The 13760-nt window shown below is 57.3% G+C and carries 10 protein-coding genes; all 10 read left to right on the top strand.

Annotation, left to right across the window (positions count from 1 at the left end):
- Nucleotides 1-103: 103 nt before the first annotated feature.
- Nucleotides 104-814: a TetR/AcrR family transcriptional regulator gene (locus NPS58_RS13370; protein WP_274115830.1), complete on the top strand. Its 711-nt coding sequence runs from the start codon at nucleotides 104-106 to the stop codon at nucleotides 812-814.
- Nucleotides 815-937: 123 nt separating this feature from the next.
- Nucleotides 938-2146, top strand: coding sequence for an acetyl-CoA C-acetyltransferase (locus NPS58_RS13365; protein ID WP_274115829.1), 1209 nt, complete (start codon nucleotides 938-940; stop codon nucleotides 2144-2146).
- A gap of 75 nt (nucleotides 2147-2221) precedes the next feature.
- Nucleotides 2222-4333, top strand: coding sequence for a 3-hydroxyacyl-CoA dehydrogenase NAD-binding domain-containing protein (locus tag NPS58_RS13360; RefSeq protein ID WP_274115828.1), 2112 nt, complete (start codon nucleotides 2222-2224; stop codon nucleotides 4331-4333).
- A gap of 2 nt (nucleotides 4334-4335) precedes the next feature.
- Nucleotides 4336-5454 carry an acyl-CoA dehydrogenase family protein gene (locus NPS58_RS13355; RefSeq protein ID WP_274115827.1) on the top strand — a complete coding sequence of 373 codons (1119 nt, stop codon included), beginning with the start codon at nucleotides 4336-4338 and terminating at the stop codon, nucleotides 5452-5454.
- Nucleotides 5454-6635: an acyl-CoA dehydrogenase family protein gene (locus tag NPS58_RS13350; RefSeq protein WP_274115826.1), complete on the top strand. Its 1182-nt coding sequence runs from the start codon at nucleotides 5454-5456 to the stop codon at nucleotides 6633-6635. Before NPS58_RS13355 ends, NPS58_RS13350 begins: the two co-directional genes overlap by 1 nt.
- A gap of 163 nt (nucleotides 6636-6798) precedes the next feature.
- Nucleotides 6799-7884, top strand: coding sequence for an amidohydrolase family protein (locus NPS58_RS13345; RefSeq protein ID WP_274115825.1), 1086 nt, complete (start codon nucleotides 6799-6801; stop codon nucleotides 7882-7884).
- A gap of 46 nt (nucleotides 7885-7930) precedes the next feature.
- The gene (locus NPS58_RS13340) at nucleotides 7931-9244 is read left to right on the top strand and encodes a phenylacetate--CoA ligase family protein (protein WP_274115824.1); all 1314 of its coding nucleotides are present in this window, start codon (nucleotides 7931-7933) and stop codon (nucleotides 9242-9244) included.
- The gene (locus tag NPS58_RS13335; RefSeq protein WP_274115823.1) at nucleotides 9241-9933 is read left to right on the top strand and encodes a hypothetical protein; all 693 of its coding nucleotides are present in this window, start codon (nucleotides 9241-9243) and stop codon (nucleotides 9931-9933) included. Before NPS58_RS13340 ends, NPS58_RS13335 begins: the two co-directional genes overlap by 4 nt.
- Nucleotides 9934-9982: 49 nt before the next feature.
- Nucleotides 9983-11533 carry an AMP-binding protein gene (locus NPS58_RS13330; RefSeq protein ID WP_274115822.1) on the top strand — a complete coding sequence of 517 codons (1551 nt, stop codon included), beginning with the start codon at nucleotides 9983-9985 and terminating at the stop codon, nucleotides 11531-11533.
- A 414-nt stretch (nucleotides 11534-11947) separates the two neighbouring features.
- On the top strand, nucleotides 11948-13330 hold the full coding sequence (locus NPS58_RS13325; protein ID WP_274115821.1) for a DUF1329 domain-containing protein: 1383 nt from the start codon (nucleotides 11948-11950) through the stop codon (nucleotides 13328-13330).
- Nucleotides 13331-13760: the final 430 nt, after the last annotated feature.

The following is a 13760-nucleotide window of genomic DNA, read 5'->3' as shown; positions in this document are numbered from 1 at the left end:
CTTTTCGAGCGATGGCTAATTAGCTGAAATATAAGAAATTTAAAAAAAACTCAGCACGCAGCTCCGGATTCTGCCCCCGGAGCTTCGGCCAGAAGGTTTTAAAATGGGATACATTCCTCGCAACCTTACTCCTTCAGGCGACCCTATTCCGCCGGTCGCCCTTCTTGCCGAGGCCAGCCAGGTACTTGAGCATTTTGGTCAATTGCGCAAGCAGCCGCGTCAGGCGCGATCGGAGGCGCTAGTGGTGGCGCTCAGGGATGCTGCCCGACATTTGCTGGAACACGAAGGGCGCCCAGCCCTGACGTTGATCCGCTTATCTGAATATGCCGGTGTCGCTGCCAGTTCGATCTACGAATATTTCCCAAGCATGGATAGCCTCGTGGACGTGCTATTCGCTGAATATTGCGATGAAACAGGCCAGCAGATGCAGGCCGATGTTTTACAACTTCCCAGCGATGCATCGTTGTTCGACGGCGTTTGTGTGATTACCCGCCACGCATTGGGTCTGCGGCATCGACTGCACTCACTTGATCCTGAGACCAACAGCCGACAGGTGCGCTACTACGAACAGCTGCGGCTGCTACCCAGAGATGATGGCTACATGCCGCCGTTGGATGGTTCGGCTCGGCTGTTGTTCAAGCGCTTCTCTGGGGACATTCAGGCCCGTGATCCAGACAAGTCCCTCTATCTTTTTTGCCGCACCTTGCATCTGCTGGTGCGCTCCATTGCCATGGAGCGCCCGCACTACCTGGGTGACGAGAGCACCTTGCGAGAGGTAGCACACATGCTTCACAGCCTGTTGACTCAGGCATAAATGCCAAAGCGTCGGGCGATTGTCAGTGACGGTTGTTTATCATATAAAGGATATATATGATTAAAACAAATATCGGCACGGTGCCTTGTGCTGAATGGGTTGAATCGGATGGGGAGAGAGACGGTGGTTGATGCCTATATTTTTGATCATGTACGCACGCCTCGCGGTCGTGGTCGCGCCAACGGCGGATTGCACGCCGTGCCGTCCGTGGAGCTAGCGGCTCAGGTATTACGTGCAGTGCAGCGACGCAGTCAACTCGATACACGTGAGGTAGAGGAGGTCGGCTTCGGCATCGTCACGCCCTTTGGTGAACAGGGCTCGAACCTGACCCGTCCGGCGATTCTGATGGCTGGTTATGACCAGTCGGTGCCTGGTTTTCATGTCGACCGTGCCTGCTCCTCGGGCTTGGATGCGATTAACCTGGTGGCAGGGCAAGTGATGGCTGGTCAGTTGGACCTGGCGATCGGCGGCGGTGTCGAATCCATGTCCAGAGTGCCAATGGGCTCGCAGGGCAGCGCCTGGGCACGTGACCCGGCGGTGGCGTATAGCACTTACTTTGCGCCCCAGGGCATAGGTGCTGATTTGATTGCAACCCGTTCAGGGTTTAGCCGGGCGGATGTTGACCGCTATGCACTGCATAGCCAACAGCGCGCTGCCCGGGCGTGGAATGAAGGGCGTTTTTCCCGTTCAGTGGTCCCGGTAGTGGATGCCCTCGGTAGCACCTTGCTCAATCGTGACGAACACCTACGCCCTGAAACACGCGCCGAAGACCTCGCCGCATTGCAACCTGCATTTGCACAAATGGGCACGTTGGGCGGCTATGACGCCATTGCCTTGCAGAAGTACCCGGAAGTCTTCGAAATCGACCATGTGCATACGGCCGGTAACTCCTCGGGGATTGTTGACGGTGCCGCCGCCGTGCTGGTGGGCAGCCGCGAAGCAGGTGAGCGTTTGGGACTCAAGCCGAGGGCGCGCATCCGCAGCTTTGCCTCGATTGGTTCTGACCCGACCATCATGCTCGATGGCCCGGCTCCTGCTTCGTTGCGAGCCCTCAAACGCGCCGGAATGAGCGTTGCCGACATCGATTTGTTCGAACTCAACGAGGCTTTCGCATCGGTAGTACTCGAATACATGCGCGTCCTGGACATTTCCCATGAGCGTATCAACGTCAACGGTGGAGCAATCGCTCTGGGCCATCCCCTTGGGGCTACAGGCGCAATGCTGCTGGGTACCGCCCTGGACGAATTGGAGCGCAGCGGCGCCGGCACCGCGCTGGTCACCTTGTGCGTCGGTATCGGTATGGGCGCAGCGACGATCATCGAGCGCGTCTGAAGACCTCACTTTACGGAGCAGGGCATTTCCATGTTCGAAAGTATTCAGTATTGCCTGGATGACGCGGGTATCGCCGTGGTCACCCTGGATGTTCCCGGCCAATTGGCCAATACCATCACGACTCAACTGCGCGACGAACTGGCTGAAGTGGTCAACCGGGTAACCGGTGATGCGGGCGTGCGCGGTGTGATCATCACCTCGGCGAAAAAAGATTTCGTTGCCGGCGGTGATCTCAAGCAGATTGTTCGCGACCTGGCGCGCGATATCTCCACAGAGGAAGCTTTTGCGATGGCCACGGCATTTAGTCCGTTGCTGCGAAAGTTGGAGACCTGCGGTAAACCTTTTGTAGCTGCGATCAACGGTTCGGCGCTGGGGGGCGGGCTGGAAATTGCGCTGGCCTGCCAGCACCGTGTCGTCGTGGATAATCCGAAAATCCTGCTGGGTTTGCCCGAGGCAACACTCGGCCTGATGCCAGGTGCCGGCGGTAGCCAGCGCCTCCCTCGGCTGATTGGTGTTGCACAAGCTCTGCCACTGATGCTCAAGGGCACCCTGATGGGCCCGCAGGCGGCGTTCGACAAGGGAATCGTGCACCAAGTTGTCGCAGCCGATCAGCTGTTGGCAACGGCCAAGGCCTGGGTTCTGGAGCACGGCGATGCTCAGCAACCTTGGGATAAGAAAGGTTATCAAGTGCCCGGGGGCGCCGGTTTCGCCGATGTCGAATTGGGCAATCTCTATAACCTCAACGCGACTCAAATCGCTCGTGATACCGGCCGCAACCTGCCGGCACCGATTGCCTTGCTCAGCGCGGTGGCGCGTGGCACCGCGGTGCCCATCGATGCGGGTTTGCACATTGAGGCTTGTGAGTTCGCCAAATTGGTCATGGACCCTACGGCGTGCAACATGGTCCGCACGCTGTTCGTCAACAAAGGTGAGCTGGAGAAGCTCAGTCGCCGGCCCAAAGATATCCCTCCGGCCAGCCTGCGCAAAATTGGTGTGATTGGTGCTGGGCTGATGGGAGCAGGTATCGCCCACAGCTCTTCGATTGCCGGACTTGAAGTGGTGTTGCTCGACGCCAGCGCCGAACAGGCTGCCAACGGCAAGCAGCGTTTGGCCGATGAGTTCGCCAAACGGATCGCTAAAGCCCGAATGCAGCAAGCGACTGCCGATGCGATTTTGCAACGCATACAGACCACCGGTGACTACGCCGCGCTGGGCGATTGCGACTTGGTGGTCGAAGCGGTCTTCGAAGACGTCAAGGTAAAGGCCGAGGTATTCGCCAAAGCCCAACAGCACTTACGCCCCGGAACGATCCTGGCATCCAATACCTCGACGCTCCCGATCAGCGGAATGGCCCGTGATCTTAAGGCGCCGACCGGGTTTATCGGGTTGCACTTCTTCTCCCCGGTGGACCGCATGCCGCTGGTCGAAGTTGTGGTCGGTGAGCAAACCAGCGAACAAACCCTGGCGCATGCTCTGGATTACATCCGCTTGCTGCGTAAAACGCCCATTGTGGTCAAGGATTCACGAGGCTTCTTCACTTCGCGCGTTATCGCCGCTTACTTGCAAGACGTATTGGCGATGGTAGCCGCAGGGGTGAAGCCGGCATTGATCGACAACGCGGCGAAACTGGCCGGTTTTCCCATCGGGCCGCTGTGCTTGATGGACGATATTGGCCTGGAGAACGGCTACAAGGCGGCCAAGGCAGAACGCAGTGCCCTGGGCGAGCAGTGGAAACCGTCACCAGGTTTCGCCGTACAGCAACGTTTTTGTGACGAGCTGGGTCGAATCGGCCGCCGTGTCGGCAAGGGGTTCTACGACTACCCGGACGCAAAGCGTGAGCTGTGGGCCGGGCTGGCTGACGTTTATGCCCCGCTGGCCGAACAACCATCTGTGGAGCAAATCAAGCAACGCATGCTGTATTCGCAAGCATTGGAGGCAGCCCGGTGCATGGAGGAGGGCGTGATCACTGATCCTGCCGAAGGCGATGTGGGCTCTATCCTGGGAATTGGTTTCCCAAGCTGGACTGGCGGCGTTTTCAGTTTGATCGATACGGTCGGTGCCGAGGTGTTTGTCGAGCGCTGTGAGAATCTGGCCGAAATTGCAGGGGAGCACTTCAAGCCATCGGCCTGGTTACGTGAACGTGCCACACGTGGCGAGCGCTTCTACCCACGTGACAGTGGAGCCTGAATATGAATTTCGATTTTTCTGCCGATCAAGAGCAACTGCGCGACCAAGCCCGGCGCGTATTTGCCAATAGCCTGGCCAGTGCCCGATCACTGCTGGAATCTACATCCACCCACGATCAGACATTGTGGCGTTCGATTGTAGAGCTAGGCTGGCCGGCCGCAGGCATAGCCGAGGAAGATGGCGGTCTAGGCTTGTCTGCATTGGAGTGGTGTGTACTGGCCGAGGAGGCCGGACGCACCTTGGCGCCGATTCCTTTTGCCAGCTCCGTTCAGCATGCCAGCATGGCTTTGCAGCAAGCTCCCGGGTGCGAAGACAGTAAATCCTTGCTGGGTGCGTTGGCAGTTGGTGAATTGATCGCCACTGTGGCGTTCAACGAGCGTGGCCAGCGCAGTTGGGTGGAATTGCCGACAGCGCGAGTCGCTGCAGGGCGACTAACGGGTATCAAGGTCATGGTTGCCGATGCACATTTGGCTGATGTGTTCATTATCTCGGCACTCGACGAACAGAATCGACCTGGCTGGTGGCAAGTGCACGCACGTGCTGACGGGGTCAGCCTGGTAGCTGTCGAGTCGATCGACCGCATCCGCCGGCATGCCGATGTTCATTTTGCCAATGCATTGGCAACGCCACTGGCGGCAGGGCAAGACTGGCAAGCACTGAGCGAGCGTGCGCTGGACGCCAGTGCTGTGCTGACGGCATTCGAGCAATTGGGCGCGGCGGAAGCGTCCTTGGCGATGACGCTTGAGTATGTCAAAACCCGCAAGGCCTTCAATCGCCCGATCGGAGGCTACCAGGCGGTCAAGCACACGCTCGCCGATGTGTACGTAAAAAACCAACTGGCTCGCAGCCATTGCTACTACGGTGCCTGGGCTCTGACCCAAGCCCCCGATCAATTGCCTCGTGCCGCTGCTGGGGCGCGATTGGCCGCCAGTGATGCCCTCAACGTAGCCGCCGAGGCAGCAGTCGAATTATTCGGTGGCATTGGTTTTACCTGGGAAAGCGACACCCAACTGTTCTACCGGCGCGCCCGATTGCTGGCCACTCAACTGGGCGGGCGAGCACTGTGGGCACAGCGATTGGTGGCGGCATTGGCCCGCGAACAGTTAGAGGAGACGCACTGATGGATTTCCTGGATACCCCCGAACAAGCGCTTTACCGTACCCGTGTCCGGCAGTGGCTAATCGAGCATGCGCCGGCCTGTGAGGTCAAAGCCGAGGAAGATCTGTCGGAAGATCGCTTCATGGAGCGTGCCCGTGCTTGGCAGGCACACAAGTACGATGCCGGTTTTGTCGGCATCATGTGGCCCAAGGAAGTCGGCGGACAGGGTGCTTCCCCCATCGAACATGTCATCTTCCACCAGGAGGAAGAAGCCTGGAGTGTGCCCAATGTCCCCTTCGCCGTGGGCATTGGCATGTGCCTGCCGACCTTGTTCACCCACGGCTCTGCCGATGTGGTCGAACGCTTCATGGTCCCAGGGATGCGCGGTGAGGAAATTTGGTGCCAGTTGTTCTCGGAGCCTGCAGCCGGTTCGGACCTGGCAGGATTGCGCACCCGGGCCGTACGTGATGGTGACCAGTGGGTGCTCAATGGGCAGAAAGTCTGGACATCCTATGCCCACGAGGCGGACTACGGCATCGTACTGGTGCGTACCGATCCCAGCCAACCCAAGCACAAGGGCCTGACCATGTTCTATGTGGACATGCGCGCCCCAGGCGTCGAGGTACGGCAGATTCGCACGCTACTCGGTGATGCCGAGTTCAACGAGGTGTTTTTCACCGATGTACGCATTCCTGACAGCCAGCGACTGGGTGCAGTAGGCGACGGCTGGAAGGTCTCCTTGAGTACCCTGATGTTCGAACGCTTGGCTGTCGGCGGCAAGCCGGCCGGGGCACCCGATGCCCGTGACTTGCTGGCCCAGGGGTTGGTTGATGTTGGCCAGGCTGAAGCGTTGGCAAAGTTTTATGTGGCCGACGAAGGTATCGCCCTGACACGCCTGCGTTCGATGACTGCGGTATCGCGCGGCGGGGTGCCAGGGCCGGAAGCCTCCATCAATAAACTGGTGATGGCCAAGACGTTGCAGGACATGAGCGGTTATGCACTGGAACAGCTTGGTGTCGACGGATTGCGTGAGTTCGACGACCCTCGGGCACGCAGTTACAACTATTGGTACTTGTGGTCAGCAGGCCTGCGTATTGCCGGTGGTACCGACGAAATTCTGCGCAATATCATTGCCGAGCGCGTGCTTGGCTTACCTGCCGAGCTGCGCAACGATCGCGACACACCCTTCAACCAGTTGAATTGAATGGCTTGAGGTTAGGTGGGGTGGAGATGGAGTTGAAGAAGGACACCTGAAAGACCCATTTAAAATATTAATCATCAATATGATTTGAGCGGCTTGCGGGAGCCGTATCGGCTACAGCATAATCAGCATAATGATTAATACTAAAAACAAGAGGGAGATCCAGATGTCCGGCCATTTCATTTTTAGCGCCGATTCACATGTGCTTGAGCCCCACGACCTGTTTGTTCAAGGCCTGCCCCCCTCTTTGCGGCGCCACGCGATCCGCGCTGAAAAGCAGGGCGATACGCTGGTCACGCGAACTGATGAGCAAGTCATTTTCAAGATGCGCTTGAATGTCGCTGACATTGGGGGCAGCAAGCGCGTCGGCCTTCACAATCTCGACGGGCGTTTGGAGGACATGGAAAAAGACGGTGTCGATGCGGAGATCTGCTTCCCAAGTCTCGGGTTGTGGACTTATGCACTGGAAGATATCGAGGCCGAGCTTGCGACGTGTCAACTGTATAACGACTGGAATAACCAGTTTTTCCAAGGCCACCTAGACCGTTTTGTACGCTGCGCAATCCTGCCCGTTCGTGATTTGGCGAATGCCATCGCCGAGTTGAAGCGGATCGCGGCCAAAGGTATTACTGCCGCCATGCTGCCTTCGGTTACCAGCAGGGGCATCCCTCGCTATAACGATCCTGCCTGGGATCCTGTGTTCAGGACGGCAGGAGAGCTGGGGGTAGTTCTGGTAATGCACACCGGTACCGGCCTTGAAACCGTGATTCACGAGCGCGGCCCGGGCGCGGCAGTCGTCAACTATACCCGCCAGATGAGTGACGGCATCGAAGCTGTCACTTACCTGGTTGCCGGCGGGGTTCTGGATCGCAACCCCAAAACCCAAATAGCTGTGATCGAGTGTGGTGCCAGTTGGCTCGGAGCGTTGGCAGAGCGCATGGACGAAGTCTTTTTTGCCCATGCAGCATTTGTTCAACCCAAACTTTCGACCAAACCCAGCGACATTATTCGCCGCCAGGTGAAGGCATCCTTTCAGCACGATCGCGCCTGTATCGCTGCCCGGGCAGTGACCGGTACGGGGGCGCTGATGTGGGCTTCGGACTATCCGCACGCCGAGGGCACATTCCCCAACTCACGAAAAATCATTGCTTCACTGTTCGAGGGTATCGATATCAGCGAACAGGAAAAGGCCGATATTCTCGGCGGGAATGCGGCCCGACTTTTCCGCCTTGCTCGACCGGAGTTTCTGTAACCCGGCGCCCGACCACTGATAGCCACGACAATAATAAGGTAACGCTATGACACGACTGGACGACGACAGGTTTTTCGACCCCGACATTGAAACGATGTCTCGGGCTGATATCGAGAGGCTGCAGGAGGCACGGATTCTTAAGTTGATCCCGTATGTCTACAGCCGTTCGGCATTGATTCGTGAGGTTTGGGATGAGGCAGGCATCAAGCCTGAAGACATCAAAAGCCTTGCAGACTTCAAGGCCAAGGTGCCGTTCATCGACAAGGACCGTATCCGTCAGTTTCGCGATGAACATGGCGATCCATATGGCGGCCTGGTCTGTGTCGGTCCACCCCATTTGCGAGGCGTCGGTTTCACGTCCGGAACGACCGGCGATCCGACCCCGTTGCCGCGGTCGGAATACCACGTTGCGATCGCAGGGCTCAAGCGCGAGCTTTGGCACATTGGCGTTCGGACCAATGACTTCTTCACCTATGCACTGTTCACCTTCCGTGAAGGCCTGAACACTGACAAGTGGCTGGACAGTGGCTTTCGCCCAGTTTCGCTGCAGCACTTGCCCAGCGAGATGCCTCATTTGGTCAAGTTGTCCCGTGAATTGCGCCCTAAAGCCATGTTCATGCTCTCCACGCCACTGATTATCGCGCTGGAGAAATATGAGAAAGAAACCGGTGATGACCTCAAGGAGGCATTCAGCTCTTATCAGGGCGTTGTGTTCGGCGGCGAGCCGATGAGCCCGCATTTTCGTGCTGTGGTCGAAGGCTGGGGCCTCGAAATCTTCGAGTTGAGCTCCTTGGGTGATATCACCACGACTATGGACTGCCGCGCCCATGACGGCATGCATACCTGGGAAGACATAGCCCTTATCGAGCACCTGGACCCAAGCGGTGGTGCCGAGATGCCCGATGACTCTAGAGGCGAGCTGGTTGTCACCGCGCTCTTGGACGATGTTGGGCCGTTGATTCGTTACCGTACCGATGACTTGGTGCAGTTCACCCGCAAGGCATGTAGTTGTGGACGGACACACGGGCGGCTCAAACCCATTGGGCGAAAAGGTGATGAGATGCTGATTCAGGGGCGCTCGATTCTGCCGATTGACATTTTCCCCCTGATGGAGCAGTTCGCCGAAACTCGTACCGGCTTATTCCAGCTGGTCCGTCCGCAGCGCGAGGCCGATGTACTGACCTTGCGCGTGGGCTATGAAGAGACCGCACTGCAAGGCAGCCTCGAACAGTTGGAAGCGCGGGTTGCAGATGCGGTTTCTACCGCATTGCAGGTACCGGTGAAAGTTCTCCTTGCGACTAATCAGGCCTTGCTCAAGGACGGGCCACCAAACAAGATTCCGAGGGTGACCAAGCAATGAAGAGTCCAGCTCAGCCATCAATCGCGCTTTCCCCCATGGCCGTTGGCCGCTACTTCGATGCCCAGGGCGAACGCCAGGCCCTGATGTATTCATCTTTGGAAGTTGAGCGTTCCACACGTTCGATCCTCAGGGTGCTCAACACCTTCGATTTCCATATGGGCAGTAATCTGATGATTACCGCGCTGTTTGATCAGGGTGTACAGGCCTTGGGCATGGAGCGTGCGGTGATGCAGTTCAACATGGTGGCGGTTTCGGCCGACTCTTCATTGTTCGATGCTCGCAGGGTCGAGTCGATCATTCGCCGCTTCCACTTGGTCGGTGCTTACGGCATCACCGCCGCCACGCTGGATGGATTGGTAGGGCTTGGCCATGATCCGCTCCAACTGTTTGCCGGCATGGTGGTCTGGGCATGGCCTGATGCTTACGAGCGATTGGCTGGTCAACCAGGATTGAGGGTATTGCGTTGCCTGGAGTTAGGCCCGGCAGTGGCCATCGAATGCAGTGCCGGTGCGGGGGCTCATATCGACCGCTTCGAATGGGCAGTCGACGCGATCGACGGTGAAGTCGTACTCAGTAGCCGCCTGGACCGTTGCCAGCCATTCCATCACTACCACACCGGTTTACGCGGCCAGGTGCTGCACGGCGCTTGCAGTTGCGGCAGTGCAGACCCTCGGGTAGTTCCAGCATGACACGCTTCACCCCCGGCGCTGCCGGGGGTGATGGATGAGGACTCGTAAGATGCAACACGCCCAGACGGCTCAAGATAACTTCACCCTGATTCGCATGCACGGCGTAGCAGATGTTTTGCGTGAGCACCGGCGCTCGCGCCCAACCATGCAAGCAGTCGTGGATGGCGACGTACGCCTGACGTGGCCGGAACTTGATGCGCGGGTGAACCGTCTGGCCCATGCCCTCCAAGCTGCCGGCGTGACAGCCGGCGAGCGAATACTGTGGCTGGGCCAGAACGATTTCAGGGTACTCGAATGTTTATTGGCGGCAGCTAAGCTGGGTGCGATTTTTTGCCCCGCGAACTGGCGCCAAAGCGCGCACGAACTGGTCTTTGTCATTGAAGACTTCAAACCCGTTGTAGTGCTCTGGCAGCAGCTGGAGGTTGGGGAGGCGGTGGCCCATGCGCGTGAGTTAAGTCAGCACCCTGCGTTATGGGTTCAAGCCGACGATGAGACGGGCTACGAGCAGTGGATCGCTGGACAGCCGGATATCGATATCGATATCCGGGTAGATGCGGACACCCCGTTACTGGCGATCTATACTGCGGCCTTTGGAGGCCACCCTAATGCGGCGCTGCTGACGCAAGGCACCATCCTTTATCAAGGCCTGATGCTGGCTTATACCGAGAGCATCAGTGAAAGCGCCGTTTTCCTCAACTCAGGTCCGCTGTTTCATCTGGGCACCCTGACGTCGACCCTGGCGACTTATCAGTTCGGGGGCAAGAACGTATTCATCGCTCGTGTGGACGCTGAGCGCATGCTGCAACTGATTGAACAGGAACGGGTCACCCACGCCTTCGTTGCGCAGCCGACCCTGGAACAGATTCGCCAAATCAATGCTGATGGCCGCTTCGACGTCTCAAGCCTGTGGTCTTCACCACTGGCTCCGGAGTGGACCAACCCTATGGTGATGCCGCAAAGTGCGCCGCTCAACCGGGCCCCTCGGCTCTATGGCCAAACCGAATTAATGGGTTTTACGGTAATGGGCTGGCTGGGTGGCGAAGGTGCCGGACGCCCCTCGCCATTGGTTCAGGTACGCATCCTGGACGATGGTGGTCAGGAAGTACCCGAGGGCACAGTCGGGGAAATCAGCGTACGTGGTGCGCAAGTCATGGCGGGCTACTTCGATCGGGATGAGGAGAATCAGCAGCGCACTGCGCATGGCTGGTACCGTACGCGTGACCTTGGCAAGCGCTTGCCAGACGGTGCCATTGCCTTCGTGGGACCTAAGACCACGATGATCAAGTCTGGTGTAGAGAATATCTACCCCGCCGAGATCGAAAGTTGCCTGCGAATGCTGCCGCAAGTCCTGGATGCCTGCGTTATAGGTGTGCCAGATCCCGTCTGGTCCCAAAACGTCAAGGCCCTGGTGGTTTTGCGCGCAGGTCAGCATCTAGATGCCCAGGCGCTGATCGAACATTGCAGGGTACGCATGGCTTCGTACAAAAAACCGAAGGTAGTCGAGTTCGTGAACAGCCTTCCACGTGGCCGTGACGGTCAGTTAGACCGTGATGCCGCCAACGAGCTGCATGGCGGTGGGGGTTATCCCTCCACCGCCTAACCCGAGGACATTTGCGCTGTACAACGGCCCGACCGGTATTGACCGGCCGGGCTGTCTGCATTCTTTGCACGGCATCCACTCAAGACATCGGTAAATGTCTTATTCAGCGTTGACGCATAATCATCAATAGGATTAAGATCATTAACAGGATAGGGCCGGGAATCGAGTCTTTCCCCCCTCATCTTGCGGTACCTCCGTTGAATAAGCGTCACCTACAAAAAATCCAAAAGGGTGGGGAGGTTTCAATGAATGCAAGCCTGCTGTTAACCGTGAACAGCACATCTCGAGTGCGTTCCACTCCGCGGATCCCCGTCTTGATATCACCTCTGGTCCTGCCTGCAGACGTGCAGTCAGTTGCCTCGCGTTCGTTCGCTCGCGCTTGAACCTACCTTTCGAAGAGCCAAGGAGAACATCATGTCGTACTCGATTCACGCATTGGCCGCAGCTATTGCCTTGAGTGTCGCCGTTACTGCCCACGCCCAACCGAGCCAGCAGGAAATCGATCAACTGGGTAAAAGCCTGACCCCGTGGGGTGCGGAAGTTGCTGGTAACAAGGATGGCAGCATTCCAGCATACACCGGGGGCATCAAAGCGCCACCAGCCGCTTATAAACCAGGTGATACACGCCCCGCTGATCCTTATGCGGACGAAAAGGCAATTTTCACTATTACCAACGCCAACTTGGATCAGTACCGGGACAAGTTGACCCCTGGCACGCTAGAGTTGTTCAAGCGCTTCAACGACTTCAAAATCGAAGTCTATCCAACGCATCGCAGCTATCCGGAAATGGCCAAGGACCGCATCGCCGGCACCTTGAAAAACGTCAACAATCCGGAATGCAAGACCGAGGGCGGCGGTGTCGGTTTGCGCGGCTGCTGGTTTGGGACACCGTTCCCGATTCCGAAAAGTGGGTATGAGGCGATGTGGAATGCCTTGACCCGTGACCAGACAGAATACGAACTGCGGATGGAGAGTTGGTTGGTCGATACGGCCGGAAACCGGACAATGACCAACGAGTCCTACCAAAACTCTGACTATCCATATTGGGATTCCAAGGCAACTCCTTACGAGGGCAGTGCCGATAATTACTATCGCATGCTCAACCGAACAGTAGCGCCATCGCGCGACGCCGGGCAGAAGGCATTGATCTGGTATCCCGCGCGTTTCGACCAACAGGATCAGCGCACCTGGTCCTACACAACCGGCCAGCGTCGTACACGCTTGGCACCCGAATTTTCCTATGACACACCGAGTGCATCATTGTCAGGCGCACTCAACTATGACGAGTTGAACTTGTTCTCCGGGCGTATGGATCGCTTCGACTTCAAATTGGTAGGCAAGAAAGAAGTTATCGTGCCTTACAACCAGTTCAAGTTTCTTTCCATGACGCCGGAACAGTTGCTGGACAAGAGTTTCGTCAATCCACAAGGCGTGCGCTGGGAATTGCATCGGGTTTGGGAAGTTCAAGCAACCCGCAAGGAGGGCAAGCGTCACATCGCAGCCCAGCGTAACTTCTATATTGATGAGGACTCCTGGGCCTTGGTGGCTGCTGAGGCCAAGGATGATGCCGGCAAGATTTTCCGTGTCGGCTACAACTTCAGCTTTCCACAGTATGTACGCAACGAATCGGGGGCGGCAGGCACCATGAGCTTCTGCACCCTTACCTACGACCTGAGCAAAGGTCAGTACATCGTCAGCAGTTATATCAACCCCAAAAATGGCTACATAAAACAAGTACCGCGCAGCCCGGACTACACGTTCCGTTCCGAATCCATGGCGGGGACAGGAGTGCGCTGACTCCTGCATAAAAGTTGTAATTCAGGCCGGGTGTCGGGTGCAGAGGTTTGCCCGATATCCGGCTTTTTTGTGCACATAACCGAGATAGCTTCACGCTGGTTGATGGATATCGAAATGCTGATCAACTTTCGCACATGACCGACTATCCGAAGTACGACCTGCTTACCTCGGACGTCTAGAATTCATAAGGGGGATCACTTCAATGTGTCCTTACGAATCTAGAGGTCTACGATGAAAATCGTTTTTTCGCTAGCGCTGGTAGTAGCCGTCGGATCTATGGTCGGATGCGCAACTTCACCGCAGCAGATCACCTCCGTTTCCCTGAACGCGACTACGAGTAATCCCGGCCGTATCGCTGAAGCCACTCTGACCCCGATGGGTAGTCAAACGGACCTTTGGTTGTTTGTGAGTGGTGTGCCCATTCAAACGT

It is taken from the genome of Pseudomonas putida, from assembly GCF_028682455.1.
Classification (GTDB): Bacteria; Pseudomonadota; Gammaproteobacteria; order Pseudomonadales; family Pseudomonadaceae; genus Aquipseudomonas; species Aquipseudomonas putida_AA.
Note: the sequence above shows the minus strand (reverse complement) of the source record. Positions and strands in the feature narration are given on the sequence as shown.